This window comes from Rhodococcus sp. CX (genome assembly GCF_015865005.1).
Taxonomy (GTDB): Bacteria; Actinomycetota; Actinomycetes; order Mycobacteriales; family Mycobacteriaceae; genus Rhodococcus.
In genome coordinates, this window is record NZ_JADZGH010000256.1 from 2,343 (window position 1) to 17,878 (window position 15,536).

A 15,536-nucleotide genomic window follows, 5' to 3' on the forward strand; every position below is an offset into this window, starting at 1 on the left:
CATCCGGCGCCGGCTCGACGAACACGTCACGCACTGACGGTTGGCGTCCTGTCGGACCCCTCCCGTACGTTGCTCCGACGTGACGACACCCTGGTCCCCCGCTCAGATCGCCGCGGCCGCCCCCGACCGTTCGTCGGAGACGGCGGCGCGCGGGCTGGCGTCGAAATGGACGGAGACCGGACGCAGCGACCGCGCCCTGTGGGGTGTGTGCCGCGGCAGCGGCGCGAGCAACTACCTGGCTTCGGTGGACCTGACCGGGCCCGCCTACCGGTGTTCGTGCCCGAGCCGGAAGTTTCCGTGCAAGCACGCCCTGAGCCTGCTCATGCAGTGGTCCGCGGGGTCCGTCCCCGAAGGGTCCGCACCCGACGCCGTCACCGCCTGGCTGAAGAGCAGGGCCGAAAAAGCCGAAAAGGCAACGACTTCCGAGGATACTCCTCCGAAGGAAACCGACCCGGCCGCGCTGCAGCGCCGCCTCGAACGGGCCGCCGCGGGACTCGAGGATCTCGATCGCTGGCTCACCGACCGCATCCGCAACGGACTCGGGTCCGTCGACCACGGCTACGCCACCTACGACGAGATCGCCGGACGCATGGTCGACGCGCAGGTGCCCGGCGTCGCCGGGGCGCTGCGGGCGCTGCCGTCCGTCGTCGCGACCCACGAGGACTGGCCCGCACGGGTGCTCGGTGAATACGCGCGCCTGCACCTGCTGATCCGGGCCTTCCGGAGCCTCGCGGAACTGCCCGAACCGCTGGTCCGATCGGTCTGCACGCACCTCGGATTCCCCACCAGAACGGACGAGGTGCGCCGCGAACCCGCGGTCCGCGACCGCTGGCAGGCGGTCGCGAGCCGCACGACCGAGGACAACCGCATCTACACCCGCAAGCTGTGGCTGCGCGGACGGGACACCGGACGATGGGCGGTGGTGCTCGATTTCTCGCACGGCACAACACGATTCGACGCCGAGGCGCCGGTGCCCGGCACCCTCGTCGACGCCGACCTGCACTTCTATCCCGGGGCCGCACCGTTGCGCGCGCTGATCGGCACCCGGCACGCGGCACCGGAACCGTTCACGACCCTGCGGGCGACGGATTTCGACGCCGCGCTGAGCGACTACGCCGGCGCGCTCGGTGCCGATCCGTGGATCCGCTCGTGGCCGGTGCTGCTCAGCGCCGTGACACCCACCCGCATCGACGACCGGTGGTGGCTCGTCGACCGGGCCGAACGTGCCCTTCCACTGGCCGGTGATCTCGACAGCCGCTGGCGTCTGCTCGCGGTGTCCGGCGGCCACCCGGTGACGGTGTGCGGCGAGTGGGACGGGCACGCCGTGACACCGGCCTCGGTGTTCGAGCCGGGCCAGGAGGCGGTCGCCCTGTGAGCACGCACGGACTCGAGACCCTGACCTCGGCGGCGTTGCTGGGCACCGCCCGTACCGAACCCGATTTCGCCGCGCTGCACACCCAGGACGCGGCAGCCGCCATCGTGGCCCCGCCCGAGCACCGCCTGCTCGGTGCCGCGGCACTGGAACGCGCGTTCGTCGCCGCCGGATCCGTTCCCGTGACGCGCCCGCTGCCCGAGCCCGCCGCCGACGACGACCGGCCGCTGCTGCCCCCGGCAGCAGGCGAACGACTCCGTGCACTGCTCACCGTGCGATCCGACCTGATCGGCGAATGGCTCGATGCCGCACAGGGTTTCCGCGCCCCGCACGGCATCGTCGTGGACCTGCTCGGGCGCGCCTCGGCGCTCGACGAGGAGCTGCGGGACAAGCTGCTCGTCCTGCTCGGGCCGCGCGGCCGATGGCTGGCGCAGCAGAATCCGCGCTGGTCCGATCTGGTCGCGCCCGACACCGACGATCCGTCCGTGTGGCAGCACGGTGCCGCGGCCGCCCGGCGCCGCTGGTTCCGGGCCCTGCGCGCACAGGACCCCGCCGCGGCGACCGAGTTGCTCGCCGCGTCGTGGAGCACCGAGACGGCCGCGAACCGCCAGAACCTGCTCACCGAACTCGCGGCCGGGTTGGGTGCGTACGACGAGGACCTGCTCGACACCGCGCTGGACGACCGCAGCCGCAAGGTCCGCAACGTGGCACTCGATCTGCTGCGCCGGCTCCCCGAGTCCGCGTTCGGCCGCCGCATGACCGGGCGTGTCCGAGCCTGGGCGCGCGTGCACGACGGCGCCGTCGAGTTCACGATCCCGGACGTGCTCGACGCGGAAGCGATGCGCGACGGTCTCGACGATCCGCTCCCCCGTGCCGCCGAGGCGGCACGCGCCGACCGCGCGTACCCGGTCGAGGAGGCCCGCGACCGGGCCCGGGTGTGGGCGCTGGCGGCGTCCGCGCCGCTGTCCGCGTGGCTCGCGTCCGGCATGCGGATCGGCGACGTGCTGGACCTCGAGGTGAGCGAGCACCTGCGGGACGTCCTGCGGCACGGCCGGGAGACCGCCGTCGATCATCAGCGCGACAGCGCCTGGGCCGCCGCGCTGCTGCCGCGCGAGGACCGGGCCGGCCTCCGGGTTGCCGAACACGCACCTCGGGATGTGCTCGTCGAGCACCTGCGACGCATGTCCGCCCGGCAACTGCTACTCGTCGACGACATCGCCGCGCTGCCCGCACCGTGGCCCGCCGACATCGCCCGGAAGGTCCTCACCGTCCTCTACACCGCCGCGGCGCCGACTTCGCACAGCTTCCGGGCGCTGACCGACCTGCTCGCGCGCCACGCCCCGTTCGAACTGGTCGACCTGTTCGACGACGCCGCCACCCGCACCGACGACCTCGTCCGGCTCAATCGCTTCGCGACGGCCGCCGACATCCTGAAACTTCGCCGAACCCTTCACGAGGAGTTGAGTTGACCGACACCGTCATCGACGAGCCGAACCTGCTGCGCCCGCACGCGGAGCAGCAGTACGCGCACGAACTCGCCGCGCTCGCCCGCGTCGACGATCGTCCGCGGCCGCCGTCCTGGCAGCTGTCGCCGTGGGCGGTCGTGACGTACCTGCTCGGCGGGGAACTGTCCGACGGCACCGTCGTCAGCCCCAAGTACGTCGGGCCGCGTCGGCTCATGGAGGTGGCGGTCGCGACACTGGCGACCGATCGCGCATTGCTGCTGCTCGGTGTACCCGGCACCGCCAAGACCTGGGTGTCCGAGCATCTGGCGGCGGCGATCTCCGGAACCTCCACGCGTCTGGTGCAGGGCACCGCCGGCACCGCCGAGGAAGCGGTCCGCTACGGCTGGAACTACGCGCGGCTGCTCGCCGAGGGTCCCACCCCGGCCGCGCTGGTGCCGTCCCCGGTGATGACCGCGATGCGCGACGGCGCCGTCGCCCGCATCGAGGAACTGACCCGCATTCCCGCCGACGTGCAGGACGCGCTGATCACGATCCTGTCCGAGAAGACGCTGCCCGTCCCCGAGCTCGGCATCGAGGTGCAGGCGGCCAAGGGATTCAACGTCATCGCCACCGCCAACGACCGCGACCGCGGTGTCAACGACCTCTCGTCGGCGCTGCGCCGACGGTTCAACACCGTGGTGCTGCCGCTGCCCGCCAGCGAGGACGACGAGGTGGAGATCGTCGCGCGGCGCGTCGCCCAGCTCGGGTCCGCACTGGAACTGCCGCAGGTTCCGGCGGCGGCCGACGAGATCCGGCGCGTGGTAACGGTTTTCCGGGAGTTGCGGCGCGGCGTGACCAGCGACGGCCGCACCAAGCTCAAGTCGCCGTCGGGCACCTTGTCCACCGCGGAGGCCATCTCGGTGGTCACCAACGGGCTCGCCCTGTCGGCCCACTTCGGGGACGGCGTGCTGCGCTCGGCCGATGTCGCCGCCGGCATCCTCGGTGCCGTGATCAAGGATCCGGTCGCCGACACCGTCGTGTGGGACGAGTACCTCGAAGCCGTCGTCCGCGGCCGTCCCGAATGGGCCGACTTCTACCGTGCGTGCCGCGAGGTCGCCGGGTGAGTGTGACCGCGCAGGTCCGGGTGCTGGGCATCCGGCACCACGGACCGGGCTCGGCACGCGCCCTGCTGCGCGCGCTCGCCGAGTTCGAACCGGACACCGTGCTCATCGAGGGCCCCGCCGACGCCGATCCGCTGGTGACGCTGGCGGCGTCCGAGCAGATGCGCCCGCCCGTCGCGCTGCTCGGCTACGCGAGCGGTAATCCGGCGACGGCCGCGTTCTGGCCGCTGGCCACGTTCTCCCCGGAGTGGCAGGCACTGCAGTGGGCGATCCTGCACGACGCGGACGTCCGCTTCTGCGATCTGCCGGCGGCGCTGAGCCTCGCGGCGGACCGGCCGGCCGGTGAGCAGGGTCCGGATCCGCTGGACGCGCTCGCCGCGGCCGGCGGCTACGACGATTTCGAGCAGTGGTGGGACGCCGTCGTCGAATCCCGTACCCGGCATCGAGACGACACGAACATCGAAAACGGCTGTCATGCAGACGGTTTCGATGCAATCACCGACGCGATGGCTGCGCTGCGCGAGACGATGGAGATCGACGAGCACACGCTGCGACGCGAAGCGCACATGCGTCAGGTGCTGCGCGCGACCGTCAAGGCCGGGGCCCAGAAGGTCGCGGTGGTGTGCGGGGCGATGCACGCTCCGGCGCTGTCCGGCAAACTCGGGCCCGCCGCACCCGACGCGCGACTGCTCAAGGGCCTGCCGAAGATCAAGTCGTCGCTCACGTGGGTGCCGTGGACGCACTCGCGGCTGGCAGCGGCGTCCGGATACGGCGCGGGCATCACCTCGCCCGGCTGGTACCACCATCTGTTCACCCACCACGACCACACGATCGAACGGTGGTTCACTCGGGTCGCGCGGGAACTGCGCCGCGAAGACCTACCGGTCTCGAGCGCACACGTCATCGAGGCCACCCGACTGGCCGAGGCGCTCGCCGCGCTGCGCGAGCGCCCCCTGCCCGGCCTCACCGAGGTCACCGAGGCGACCCGGTCGGTGCTGTGCAACGGCGACGACGTGCTGCTCGACCTGGTGACGCGGCGACTCGTCGTCGGCGAGGCGCTCGGCGAGATCCCCGACGACACCCCGACGGTTCCTCTGGACGCGGACCTGCAAGCCCGGTCGAAGACGCTGCGGCTCAAGCGATCCGCGGTCGACAAGAACCTCGACCTGGATCTGCGCAAGGACAACGACCTGCAGCGGTCGCGGTTGCTGCACCGCCTCGCGCTGCTCGGCATCGACTGGGCGAAGCCGACGACGAGCGCGGTCCGTTCCACCGGCACCTTCCGCGAGTCGTGGACGCTGCGGTGGGAGCCGGAACTGTCCGTCGCCGTCGTCGAGGCCTCGCGGTGGGGAACGACCGTCGAATCGGCGGCCCACGCGATGGTCCTCGACCGGGTAAGCCGCCCCGACGTTTCCCTCGGTGCGGTCACCGAGACGCTGGAGAAGGCGCTGCTCGCCGACCTGCGCACAGCGATCCCCGATGTGCTGTCCGCGGTCGATGCCGCAGCCGCGCTCGATCACGACGTGCTGCACCTGATGTCGGCGCTGCCGGCGCTGATCCGCACACTGCGGTACGGCGATGTCCGGGGCACCGACCTGTCCTCGCTCGCGCACGTCACCGACGCCTTGCTCGCGCGGATCTGCGCCGGCCTGCCCGCGGCGGCGACCGGCCTGGATGCCGATGCCGCGGACGCACTGCGCAAGGCCGTCGACGAGGTGCACACCGCGATCGCCGTCCGCGACGACGCGGACACGACCGGGCGGTGGCTCGCCGCCCTCCGGGTGATCGCGGACCGCGACGACGTCGACGGCATCCTCACCGGACGGACCGTGCGACTGCTGCGCGACATCGGCCGGATCGACGAGCACGAAACCGCGCTGCGGGTGTCGCGGGCACTGTCGGTGGGCAGCGATCCGGGTGCGAAGGCGCGCTGGATCGACGGATTCGTCGGCGGCGGCGCGGTCCTGCTCATGCACGACCGCGACCTGCTGCGGTTGATCGACGACTGGGTCTCGGCACTTCCCGCACAGGATTTCGTGGACGTGCTGCCCGTGCTGCGCCGCACCTTCGGCTCGTTCGCTCCCGCCGAGCGCCGCACGCTCGGCGCGGTGGTGCGTGGCGGCGAGCGGACCCACGGCAGCGTCGCCTCCGTCGATGCCGAGCGCGGGGCCCGCGCCGTCCGCACCACCGCACTGATCCTGGGAGTTCCTGCGTGACAACATCATCGGACGAGACGGAACGGCTGCGTCGCTGGCGGCTGCTGCTCGGCGAAGCCTCCGAGGACTCCACCGGCGGGCTGAGCTCCAGCGACGACGAGGCGATGGACGGTGCCCTCGCCGCTCTCTACGATCGCAGCGATCCGGATCCGAGCGGCCGGCGCAGCGCCGGTCTGGGCGGTTCGGCGCCGCGGGTCGCGCGTTGGCTCGGCGACATCCGCACCTACTTCCCCACCTCGGTGGTGCAGGTCATGCAGCGCGACGCGATGGAGCGGCTGGGGCTGACGCAGCTGCTGCTCGAACCGGAACTGCTCGACGCCGTCGAACCGGACGTGCATCTCGTCGGCACATTGCTCAGCTTGAACAAGGTGATGCCGGAAACCACCCGCGCGACCGCGCGGATGGTCGTGGAGAAGGTGGTGCGCGAGATCGAGGAACGCATCGCCCAGCACACCCGGTCCGCTGTGACCGGTGCGCTGAACCGGGCGGCGCGGACCTCGAATCCGAAGTTGCGCGACATCGACTGGGATCGCACGATCCGCGCGAATCTCGCGCACTATCTGCCGGAGTACCGCACGGTGGTGCCGCAGCGGCTGATCGGATACGGCCGGCGCTCGCAGGCCGTGCAGCGCGACGTGGTGCTGGCGATCGACCAATCGGGGTCGATGGCGTCGAGCGTGGTCTACGCGTCGGTGTTCGGGGCGGTGCTCGCGTCGATGCGGGCGCTGCGCACGTCGCTGGTCGTGTTCGACACCGCGGTGGTGGATCTGACCGACAAGTTGTCCGATCCGGTGGAGGTACTGTTCGGCACGCAACTCGGCGGCGGCACCGACATCAACCGCGCGATCGCATACAGCCAATCGCTGATCACCCGGCCCACCGAGTCGCTGTTCGTGTTGATCTCCGACCTGTACGAGGGCGGGATCCGCGCGGAGATGCTCAGCCGGATGGCGTCGATGCGTGATGCCGGGGTGCAGGTGGTGGTGCTGCTGGCCCTGTCCGACGACGGTGCTCCGGCCTTCGATCGGGAGAACGCGGCGGCGCTCGGGGCGCTGGGAATCCCGGCGTTCGCGTGCACACCCGACCGGTTCCCGGAACTGCTGGCGCTGGCGCTCGAACGCGGTGACATCGGGCGGTGGGCGCAGTCGTTGTAGAGGTGCTTCGATGCTGTGAGGTGTCTCGATACCGCGTGACGGAGGTTGCGACACCGAACTCACCGCACGTGGCCCCCTATGTCAACAAGGTTCCGCAGGGACAGTCCGTGTTCGTACATGTCGACGTGACGAACATCGGCGACAAGGCGACGAACGCGCACAGCGGATGAAAATCGAAGCCTCGCTTGAACATCGCCTGTTCCGCGAAGAATGAACCACGTCGACCACGCCGATCACGTCGTCACCGGCGCGGCCCCCACACGAATAAACCCCTCAGCACCACCTGGGTAATTCCGTTCCCGAACATCGGCGCGGAATGTCACCGGTTGCTGCGCAGACCCGGACCCGTCGACGCCGCAGCCACCTGCATCCCCGGTTGGTAACCACTCGGGCTGCTGTCGATACACCTGCTCACGCGTTGTGTTGCAGCCACGGTTGCATCGGCTCAGGAGGTGGAGATGCGGCCGAAGCGAAACCTCGCGACACTGCTGGGTCTCATAGCTGTCCTGGCAAACGGCTGCTCGTCTTCCGCGCCATCCGAGTCCCCACAGACGGGCGATCTACCGATGCGGCAGGTCGCGCAGGTGGAGCTGACCGGCGGACCGGTGCGGTTCGACTACACCAGCCTCGACAGCGGGCGTGGACTGTTGTTCATCGCCCACATGGGCGCCGGTGAGATCGTCGAAGTCGACGTGCGCAGCCACCAGGTCGTCCGCACCGTCACAGACGTTCCGGACGTGCACGGAGTGCTTGCGGTCCCGGACAAGCACCGGGTGTACGCCACCGCCACCGGACGCAACCAGCTGGTCGCCTTCGACGAGGACACCGGTGAAGTCCTGTTTACCGCACCGACCGGCGAATATCCCGACGGGTTGGCCTACGATCCGATCCGCAACACGGTGTGGACGACCAACGAGCACGCCGGAACCGAGACCGTCGTGGACGCGGATTCGGGGGCCGTGCGAGCGACCGTCGACCTGGGTGGCGAGGTCAGCAACGTCGTCTACGACCCGGTCATCGCTCGCATGGTGGTGGCCGTGCAGGGCCGCGGCGATCTCGCGGAGATCGATCCGGCCGGATACACCGTAACCGACCGCATCCCGATCCCCGGATGTGACAGCCCGCACGGCCAGGTCCTCGATGCGGCCGGTCCGACCGGATCGACTCCGGCAAGATCCACATCAACGAAATGACCGTCGCGGACGAGACGAACGCACCGTTCGGAGGTGTGGGCGCGTCAGGTACCGGTTCACGTTTCGGTGGCCCGCTCGCGAATATCGAAGCGTTCACCGAGACACAGTGGGTGACCGTTCGTCCGGACATCGCCCGTTACCCATTCTGACCGTCCCGCCCGTGTGATCACCTTCTATCCACGACATCACAGCTCAGCCGATGGAGATCTGCCCCCGGTTACAACGAGGGCAGATCTCTGTTTCGTGCGTTGATCCGCGGTGTCGGATCGGCCAGATACTGCTGCCGCACCAGAACGAAAGGATGCTCCGGCATCCGTCCGCGTGTGACCTCACGCTCGGCCACGGCCACCGCGGCGAAGTCACCGCCCACGTGGACCGTGCCCGCCCCCGGCGCGAGGCCTCGTGAACCATGGCACCTCGCTTTCGATCGTGAAGTCCTCCCAGAAGGCGGCGGGTCCGTGCCGGTAACGGGTGAGCGCGCGACAAACGCGCCGGGGCATCCGGTCGCCGAGGACCCGATCAGCCGCCGCAGGGGGCGACGTCGAGCATCACCGCATCGGGATCGTCGAGTTGATCGACCGTGTCACACAGACACCGGTGACAACCTTGCCCCCAGTTCCCCCAACCCCGCGATCATCGCACGACTGATCGCGCCCGAGCGGCCCTCGGCGACCGACCATCCATACCGTGGCACGGACTGGACGACGGCACCATCGCCTACTGAAGTGCTCTCGGAGGTCCCTTGAGGCTCCGCCCCGGGTAGCCGGTCAGTGCCGCGGTGACCCCTACCGCGACGCCGGTGTGGGATCAGCGGTAGGTCGAAGATCATCGGCACAAGCGGTCCGGCCCGCCGACGACGTGCCCGTTCGATTTCTCGGCGTGTACCGATCGAGCCTACACTTCGAGTTGCTTTGGAGTAGAGGGCAGTTCGGCGCGTCGTTCGTCGGCACGTTCCAACTCGGCCGTGGCGGCGGACGGGCAGCGGCGAGATCGGATTCGAGCCGACCGATGGTGGCAGTCGCGGCCGCAGCTGCATTCTCCGCGTCGGCGCGCACCCGGGCCGCCCGGTCACGAGGCTGCTCGCCCTGTCCGGCCAGGACAGCCATCCGGTGCTCGAGGTCGGCGCTCCGGTCCTCGTACTCGGTGTGGATGCGGACCCGTTCGTCGGCATTATCGCGGCGGGCATCGCCGGGAGCGGATGGTCGACCGCGAACGATGGCTCGGGCGAGGTCGGATCCATCAGCCGCTCGTGCAGCTGGGTTGCCGCCTCGGATGCGTCGGCCCCATCACGGAATCGGAGAATTGTGCGGATCATCCGCGCCGGGTGTGGATATGCCAGGCATGCGATGGGGTGATCGCGGTGCCCCCACACGTCGGGCCGCGGTTACCGGGAGTCCCGGTGGTCGCGAACTCGCTCATCCGTTGCCGTTGCCGTTGCCGTTGCCGGGTTTGTCCTTATCGGGTTTATCAGGTTTATCCTTGTCGGGTTTGTCCTTATCAGGTTTGTCCTTGTCCACTTCGGTGCCTTGCCCCGGCGGGACCGCGGTGGTCGGGAATGTGCCCGGGGCGCCGGAAACGGGGGGTGCCTCGACGGCGGTGGTCTCGACGGCGGTGGTCTCGACGGCGGTGGTGGTGGCGAGGGGGAAGAGGCCGGCGAGTTCGGTCTCCACGTTGTCGGCGGCGGCAAGGATTCGGTCCGCCCTCTCGGCGGTGATCGCGTTACTGTCGCGGAGCCGGAGCACATCCGCGCGGAGTCGGGCCAGGGCGTCGGTGGTTCCGGCCTCGTCCCGGGCGTTGACCGCCGAGCGCACCGTCGCGGTGTCCGCCTGCAGGAAGGTCAGGCCGGATTCGGTGCTCGCCTCCGGTGCCTCGCTGCACCCGGCGAGCGTGACGACGATGGCAAGGACGGCAGCTCCGAGCATCGGTCGGTTCACGGCTGCACCGCCCGGTCGAGCTCGTCGAGAGCGTTCGAGAGCGGCGCCGGGAGCGGGCCGGCGCCAGCCGGGGTGGGGACGGCTACCGGCGGTGGGGTACCGTCCTGCCCCCGGGAGCCGACGAGGGTGACGGCGACGAGGGCCACGGCGACGAGGGCCACGGCGACGAGCACCGGCGCGAGCGTAACGCGGACCCGGGCCAGGCCACGGTGAGGGACCCGGTCCGTGCCCACCGGGGTCGACGCGGACACGAGGGCGGGTGAGGGAGGGGCGAGCACCCGCGTGGGCGCCCGTACCTCAACGGTGACCGGTTCTGAGCCGCGGGAACGCACAGCCGCGAGCATGACGCGGGCGTCGAGGTACCGCCGCCGGGGGTCGCGAGCGAGCGCCCGGTCGATCGCAGTCGCCAGGGCAGGGTCGACGTCGCCTCGCTCGGCGGCCAGAGGCGGTGGCGGCTCGTCGAGGATGGCGCGGACCAGCGCCGCCGGGTTGTCCCGCTCGAAGGGGCGGTGCCCGCAGAGGGCCTCGTACCCCAGGACACCGACCGCGTAGAGGTCATCGGTGACGGTGGCGGGGTTCCCGGCGAGTCGCTCGGGGCTGAGATAGGCCACCGTGCCCAGGAGCTCGCCGGTTTGGGTGAGGGTGTGCTCGGCGCCAAGGCTCTTGGCGATCCCGAAGTCGGCCACCTTGACGGCGCCGGTGGCCGTGAACAGGATGTTGCCGGGTTTGAGGTCGCGGTGGAGGATGCCGGCGTCATGGGCGGCGGCCACAGCTTCGAGCACCTCGGTCAGAATCGTACGGACCCGTTCACGCGGCAAGGGCCCGCCTGTGAGGTCGTCGGCGAGAGTGCGTCCGGGCAGGCGTTCCATCACGATGTAAGGGATCCCGCCGTCCTCGCCGCTGTCGTGGACGGCGATCACGTGCGGGTGGCTCAGGGTGGCCGCGGACCGGGCCTCGGCCTCGAATCGCCGCCGGATCTCGGACTGGGTCGCGAGCGCGGGAAGCAGCAGCTTGATCGCCACCGGTCGGTCGAGGCGGGTGTCCCAACCGTCGCGCACCTCACCCATCCCGCCGCGGCCCAGCACACCCCGCAGCTCGTAACGGCCACCGAGGACTTGGGGCGCCGGCATGATGTCGACGCTAGCGGGCGCACCCACCCCAGCGCCAGCCGGTCGCGATGTTCGCGGTGCAGGCGACTTCCCATCGAGCGGCTCCGGTGCCACCGCCCGCTCCCCCAAATTCGATACAAGTACTTGTATTGAAAATAATGGCGTTACACAATGTAGTGGTGAGCACGAACGCGGACGCACGCGGGACTGCATCGACCACCCCGAAGGCGCGGCGGTACGACGCGACACTCCGGCGCCGTCAGGCCGAGGAGAGCCGACGCCGAATCCTCGACGCCGCCGCGGCCCTGTTCACCGAACGTGGCTGGTCCGTCGGGATGCGCGAGATCGCACGCGCGGCCGGCGTCTCCTTCGAGACCGTGTACAGCCACTTCGGTTCCAAGCCTCGCCTGTTCAACCAGGTGCTCGATATCGCGGTGGTCGGCGACGACGAGCCGGTGGCGCTGATGGACCGGCCCGAGTTCGCCGCTATTTCCCGCGGAAGTCACCTGGAACGGGCCGCCGCGGGAGCCAAGTTGGTCGCCGGCGTGAACGGGCGCACCGTCGGCCTGCAACGCGCCCTGCGCGAGGGAGCCGCCGCGGAACCGCAACTCGCGTCCCGGCTCGACGAGATCCGGCAGGCCCAGCGGCAGACCGTTCACATCGCGGGAGCGGCCATCGCGGGCCGCGAACTGACCCCGCTCGAAGGCGACGGCCTCTGGGCGGTGATCACGTTGGAGGTCTACGACCTTCTCATCCGCAGCGCAGGGTGGAGCCCCGCTCGGTACGAAGAGTGGCTCACCGACACGATCGTCAAATTGCTCTCCCTGGAGAAGTGAAAGGAGGGCGGGCCATGAACACCAACAGGATCGAGCCCGCCGACACACGAAGCATGGGAATCGTGCACAGTGCACTGCGTCGCGACCTGCGACGAGCCCGCATGGTGCTGGAGGCTCCTCCGTATCCCGACGAGCCGCGCCGCAGAGCACTTGCCGCACACATCCTCTGGATGTGCCTGTTCCTGCACATGCACCATGCCGGCGAGGACGCCGGACTGTGGCCGGCGATCCGGGCGAAGGACCCGGCGGCCGGTGCGCTGCTCGATCGGATGGCGTCCGACCACGAACAGATCGGCGGAGCGATCGCCGTCGTGGAGGACGCCGCGCGGGCCTACGGTGACGACCCGTCCGCACGGGCACGGTTGCTCGCCGCCGTGACCGGACTCGAAGACGTTCTACTCCCCCACCTGCAGCGCGAGGAACTCGAGATGATGCCGGTCGTTGCCGCCACGATCACCACCGCGGAGTACCGCGCAATCGAGAAGAAGTACTTCGTCGAGCCGAAGGGTTTCGCCGAACTCGGCATGGAAGCGCACTGGATCATCGACGGGGCGACACCCGAGGATCGCGACACGATCGTGCACGTCGTTCCCGCCGTGCCGCGCTTCCTCCTCCTGCACGGTTTCGCCCGAAAGTACCGTCGGCAGGCCGCCGTGCTGTGGGGCACGGGTCCTGCGTCCACCGTGCCGTCGCTGCGCGTGGCACCGATCGAGGAGCATTCGTGATGGGCACGCTGGCACGACACGGACGCACCGAAGCGATCACCGCCGCGCCGCCAGAAGCCGTGTGGCACATCATCACCGACGTGACCCGGATCGGTGAATGGAGTCACGAATGCCGGGGCGCCCACTGGATCGGCACCGGCCAGCGTGCAGCGCCGGGCGTTCGATTCCGCGGCACGAACCGGTCCGGCATCTTCGTCTGGAGCCGCTCGTGCATGTTCACCACGGTCGATCCCCCACGGTCGCTGGCATGGAAGACGGTGGGCCTGTGGGGCAAGGTCGACAGCACGGTGTGGCGAATCGACCTGGAACCGAACGGAACCGGAACACGGATCGTGCAGACCTACGACGTCGTGCACGTCGCTCCCGGTCTGGACCGGGTGTACCGGCTCCTCGTCAAGGCACACCGCGACCGTCGCGACGCGCTGTCCGACGACCTGCAACGGCTGACGCGCCTCGCCGAGGTCCCCCGCTTCCACCAGGCAGCGTAGGTGCTGCGGAGGTTATCCGTCCGCGCGATCGCGGACGCGGTTCACGGCGTCGACCACGGCGTCGGGTCGTTGGGTCTGGATGTAGTGCGTGGTACCGGGGACGACGACGAGTTCGGCATCGGGCTGGCTCGCGACGAAGTCCGTCTGGGCCTGCGGCTCGGCACCGTGCAACGCCTCGAGATCGGCGGCCGACATGCCGGGAGGCAGCGGGTCGGGAAGCGGCGTGTCCTCGCCGCGGACCAGCACCTCCATCGGCACCGGCGGTAGCGGCGGCGCAGTCTCGATCTCGTCCATGAGCTGGTCCAGAGAATATGTTTCGGCCGTATATCCGTCCGGATAGCTTCCCGGCGTCAACTGCGGGTGGGCCATCAGGTTCCATTGATCGGCGGTCACGCTGTCGCGCAGTTCCGGCATCGGTGCATCCACCAGGACGATCCCGGCCACCTCCGAGGGATACGTAGCGGCATAGAGCGCCTGCAGCGGCCCACCCAGCGAGTGCCCGACCAGCACGTATGGCCCGGTTTCACCGGCTGCCGTCAGCAGGTCGTGCAGTTCGGCGACCACCTCCGCCGGATCGCGCGGCATCGGGACCTCGTCGCTGCGGCCCGGCGACGGCTCCTCCGCGTCGACGACTTCGCCATCGCGAACGGTCGTGGTGACGAGGGAACCGGGCCGGTCGTAGGAGCACACGCGAGTCGACGTCGCGAGCGCCGGTTGCACAGCCGGAGAATCGGATTCGCTCAGGCTCCAGATGTCGCCTGCGTTGCCGAACCCGGATTGCAGGACCACTGTGGGACTTCCGGTGCCGCGACAGTCCAGATACAAATGGTGGCCGTCCCCGATGTCCACCCGACCCGCGACGTCGCCGCTCGCCACGGCGTCCTCGGCCTGCGTGTCCGTGCCACACGAGCACACGAGCACCCCGCCCATCAGCGCGGCGACCAGAGCGCGTCGCAAGACAGCCATCACAATCCCTTCCGAAGATGCTGCCGGGGCGGCCCGCAGCAGGCTGTTCGTTTGTCGAGACTAGTCCGTCGGACCGTGGCACGAAGCCGCATCCGCCGGTCGGCCGGCCGTTCGATGCCGTCCGGATTCCGGGATGGAAACCGCGGGACACATGCGACACTGGTCATCGACGGCGCCCCTGACCTGAGGCATTCCCCGGGTCGAGGGTTCCGCGGGAACACAATCCGTCTCACCCTTACAGGTGCCCGGGCCAGAGGTATCCGCTGATGCGAGCTCGATCGTCCTCGATGCGCAACCATCGTGCCGCGGCGGCCACAGTGCTCGGGACGATGATGTTCGCGACGCTGACCGGCTGCGGCAACTCCGCCCCGACTGCCGAGGCCCCGCCGGCGCAGGACGATCTCGAAGCTGCGGTGCGGCCGGTGATCACCGAGCAGATGGAGGAGATGGGCATTCCGGGACTGGTCGCCATCGTCCGGAGTCCCGAGCGGGGCGACTACGAGATCGCGGCCGGCGTCGCGAACATCGACACCGGCGAACCGGTGGAGATGACCGACCACTTCCGGATCGGAAGCATCACCAAGACGTTCACCGCGACGGTCGCCCTGCAACTCGCTCAGGAGGGCAAGTTCGGACTGGACGATCCACTCGAGCAGTACTTCCCACAGGTCGACACCAACGGGGCCACCATCCGTCAGGCACTGAACATGACCTCCGGGATTCCGACCTACACCACCGACGCGTTCCTGAACGCGCTGGCCGACGATCCACAGCGAGTGTGGACCCCGGACGAGCTGCTCGCGACGATCGAGGGCGTCCCCGCCGAATTCGCGCCGGGCGAGGGCTGGGACTACTCGAACACCAACTATGTGCTGCTCGGAATGCTGGCCGAGCGCTTCGGTGGCGCGCCCTTGAAAACATTGATCCAGGATCGCATCTTCACCCCGCTGCAGATGAACGGCTGCTCGCTCCCCGCC

15 protein-coding genes are annotated in these 15,536 nt (G+C 69.7%); 12 read left to right on the plus strand and 3 right to left on the minus strand.

Translation table 11 applies throughout. The annotated features are described in order from the left end of the window. Window positions 1-79: 79 nt before the first annotated feature. The 8 genes from I0Q12_RS27785 to I0Q12_RS27815 all read left to right on the plus strand — a co-directional run bounded on the left by I0Q12_RS27785 (window position 80) and on the right by I0Q12_RS27815 (window position 8,650). Window positions 80-1,375, plus strand: a complete 1,296-nt coding sequence (locus I0Q12_RS27785; RefSeq protein WP_197256713.1) for an SWIM zinc finger family protein — start codon at window positions 80-82, stop codon at window positions 1,373-1,375. Next, the gene (locus I0Q12_RS27790) at window positions 1,372-2,841 is read left to right on the plus strand and encodes a DUF5691 domain-containing protein (RefSeq protein WP_197256715.1); all 1,470 of its coding nucleotides are present in this window, start codon (window positions 1,372-1,374) and stop codon (window positions 2,839-2,841) included. Before I0Q12_RS27785 ends, I0Q12_RS27790 begins: the two co-directional genes overlap by 4 nt. Then, window positions 2,838-3,941 carry an AAA family ATPase gene (locus I0Q12_RS27795; RefSeq protein ID WP_197256717.1) on the plus strand — a complete coding sequence of 368 codons (1,104 nt, stop codon included), beginning with the start codon at window positions 2,838-2,840 and terminating at the stop codon, window positions 3,939-3,941. Before I0Q12_RS27790 ends, I0Q12_RS27795 begins: the two co-directional genes overlap by 4 nt. Beyond that, entirely contained in the window at window positions 3,899-6,154 is a 2,256-nt protein-coding gene (locus I0Q12_RS27800) for a DUF5682 family protein (protein WP_197256719.1), read from the plus strand. The genes I0Q12_RS27795 and I0Q12_RS27800 overlap by 43 nt, the downstream gene beginning before the upstream one ends. Next, on the plus strand, window positions 6,151-7,308 hold the full coding sequence (locus I0Q12_RS27805; protein WP_197256721.1) for a VWA domain-containing protein: 1,158 nt from the start codon (window positions 6,151-6,153) through the stop codon (window positions 7,306-7,308). Before I0Q12_RS27800 ends, I0Q12_RS27805 begins: the two co-directional genes overlap by 4 nt. Before the next feature lie 35 nt (window positions 7,309-7,343). Continuing rightward, the gene (locus tag I0Q12_RS34120) at window positions 7,344-7,478 is read left to right on the plus strand and encodes a DUF4352 domain-containing protein (protein ID WP_231611582.1); all 135 of its coding nucleotides are present in this window, start codon (window positions 7,344-7,346) and stop codon (window positions 7,476-7,478) included. 396 nt (window positions 7,479-7,874) lie between these two features. Then, the gene (locus I0Q12_RS27810; RefSeq protein WP_231611583.1) at window positions 7,875-8,501 is read left to right on the plus strand and encodes a YncE family protein; all 627 of its coding nucleotides are present in this window, start codon (window positions 7,875-7,877) and stop codon (window positions 8,499-8,501) included. Continuing rightward, window positions 8,498-8,650: a hypothetical protein gene (locus tag I0Q12_RS27815; RefSeq protein WP_231611584.1), complete on the plus strand. Its 153-nt coding sequence runs from the start codon at window positions 8,498-8,500 to the stop codon at window positions 8,648-8,650. Before I0Q12_RS27810 ends, I0Q12_RS27815 begins: the two co-directional genes overlap by 4 nt. A gap of 1,266 nt (window positions 8,651-9,916) precedes the next feature. Here I0Q12_RS27815 and I0Q12_RS27820 read toward each other — a convergent pair. Both I0Q12_RS27820 and I0Q12_RS27825 read right to left on the minus strand, forming a co-directional pair. Continuing rightward, a complete protein-coding gene (locus I0Q12_RS27820) occupies window positions 9,917-10,435 on the minus strand; it encodes a hypothetical protein (protein WP_197256725.1) in 519 nt (172 codons plus the stop codon). Then, a complete protein-coding gene (locus I0Q12_RS27825) occupies window positions 10,432-11,565 on the minus strand; it encodes a serine/threonine-protein kinase (RefSeq protein WP_197256727.1) in 1,134 nt (377 codons plus the stop codon). Before I0Q12_RS27825 ends, I0Q12_RS27820 begins: the two co-directional genes overlap by 4 nt. Before the next feature lie 158 nt (window positions 11,566-11,723). On the opposite strand from I0Q12_RS27825, the gene I0Q12_RS27830 reads away from it, so the two are divergent. The 3 genes from I0Q12_RS27830 to I0Q12_RS27840 are packed head-to-tail and all read left to right on the plus strand — an operon-like array spanning window position 11,724 to window position 13,593. Next, on the plus strand, window positions 11,724-12,380 hold the full coding sequence (locus I0Q12_RS27830) for a TetR family transcriptional regulator (protein ID WP_248674879.1): 657 nt from the start codon (window positions 11,724-11,726) through the stop codon (window positions 12,378-12,380). A gap of 14 nt (window positions 12,381-12,394) precedes the next feature. Beyond that, window positions 12,395-13,105, plus strand: a complete 711-nt coding sequence (locus I0Q12_RS27835) for a hemerythrin domain-containing protein (protein WP_197256731.1) — start codon at window positions 12,395-12,397, stop codon at window positions 13,103-13,105. Then, window positions 13,105-13,593: an SRPBCC family protein gene (locus tag I0Q12_RS27840; protein WP_197256733.1), complete on the plus strand. Its 489-nt coding sequence runs from the start codon at window positions 13,105-13,107 to the stop codon at window positions 13,591-13,593. The genes I0Q12_RS27835 and I0Q12_RS27840 overlap by 1 nt, the downstream gene beginning before the upstream one ends. Window positions 13,594-13,605: 12 nt before the next feature. Here I0Q12_RS27840 and I0Q12_RS27845 read toward each other — a convergent pair whose 3' ends face one another. Continuing rightward, the gene (locus tag I0Q12_RS27845; protein ID WP_197256735.1) at window positions 13,606-14,559 is read right to left on the minus strand and encodes an alpha/beta fold hydrolase; all 954 of its coding nucleotides are present in this window, start codon (window positions 14,557-14,559) and stop codon (window positions 13,606-13,608) included. A gap of 266 nt (window positions 14,560-14,825) precedes the next feature. On the opposite strand from I0Q12_RS27845, the gene I0Q12_RS27850 reads away from it, so the two are divergent. Then, window positions 14,826-15,536 (plus strand): serine hydrolase (locus tag I0Q12_RS27850; protein WP_197256737.1); only part of this gene is annotated, 711 nt, incomplete at its 3' end.

Bases quoted from the DNA above. Each gene is read 5' to 3' on its own strand.
- I0Q12_RS27840 (WP_197256733.1), top strand. From the start codon at position 13,105: ATGGGCACGCTGGCACGACACGGACGCACCGAAGCGATCACCGCCGCG.
- I0Q12_RS27815 (WP_231611584.1), top strand. From the start codon at position 8,498: ATGACCGTCGCGGACGAGACGAACGCACCGTTCGGAGGTGTGGGCGCG.
- I0Q12_RS27825 (WP_197256727.1), bottom strand. From the start codon at position 11,565: ATGCCGGCGCCCCAAGTCCTCGGTGGCCGTTACGAGCTGCGGGGTGTG.
- I0Q12_RS27845 (WP_197256735.1), bottom strand. From the start codon at position 14,559: ATGGCTGTCTTGCGACGCGCTCTGGTCGCCGCGCTGATGGGCGGGGTG.
- I0Q12_RS27810 (WP_231611583.1), top strand. From the start codon at position 7,875: ATGCGGCAGGTCGCGCAGGTGGAGCTGACCGGCGGACCGGTGCGGTTC.
- I0Q12_RS27800 (WP_197256719.1), top strand. From the start codon at position 3,899: ATGGGCCGACTTCTACCGTGCGTGCCGCGAGGTCGCCGGGTGAGTGTG.
- I0Q12_RS27835 (WP_197256731.1), top strand. From the start codon at position 12,395: ATGAACACCAACAGGATCGAGCCCGCCGACACACGAAGCATGGGAATC.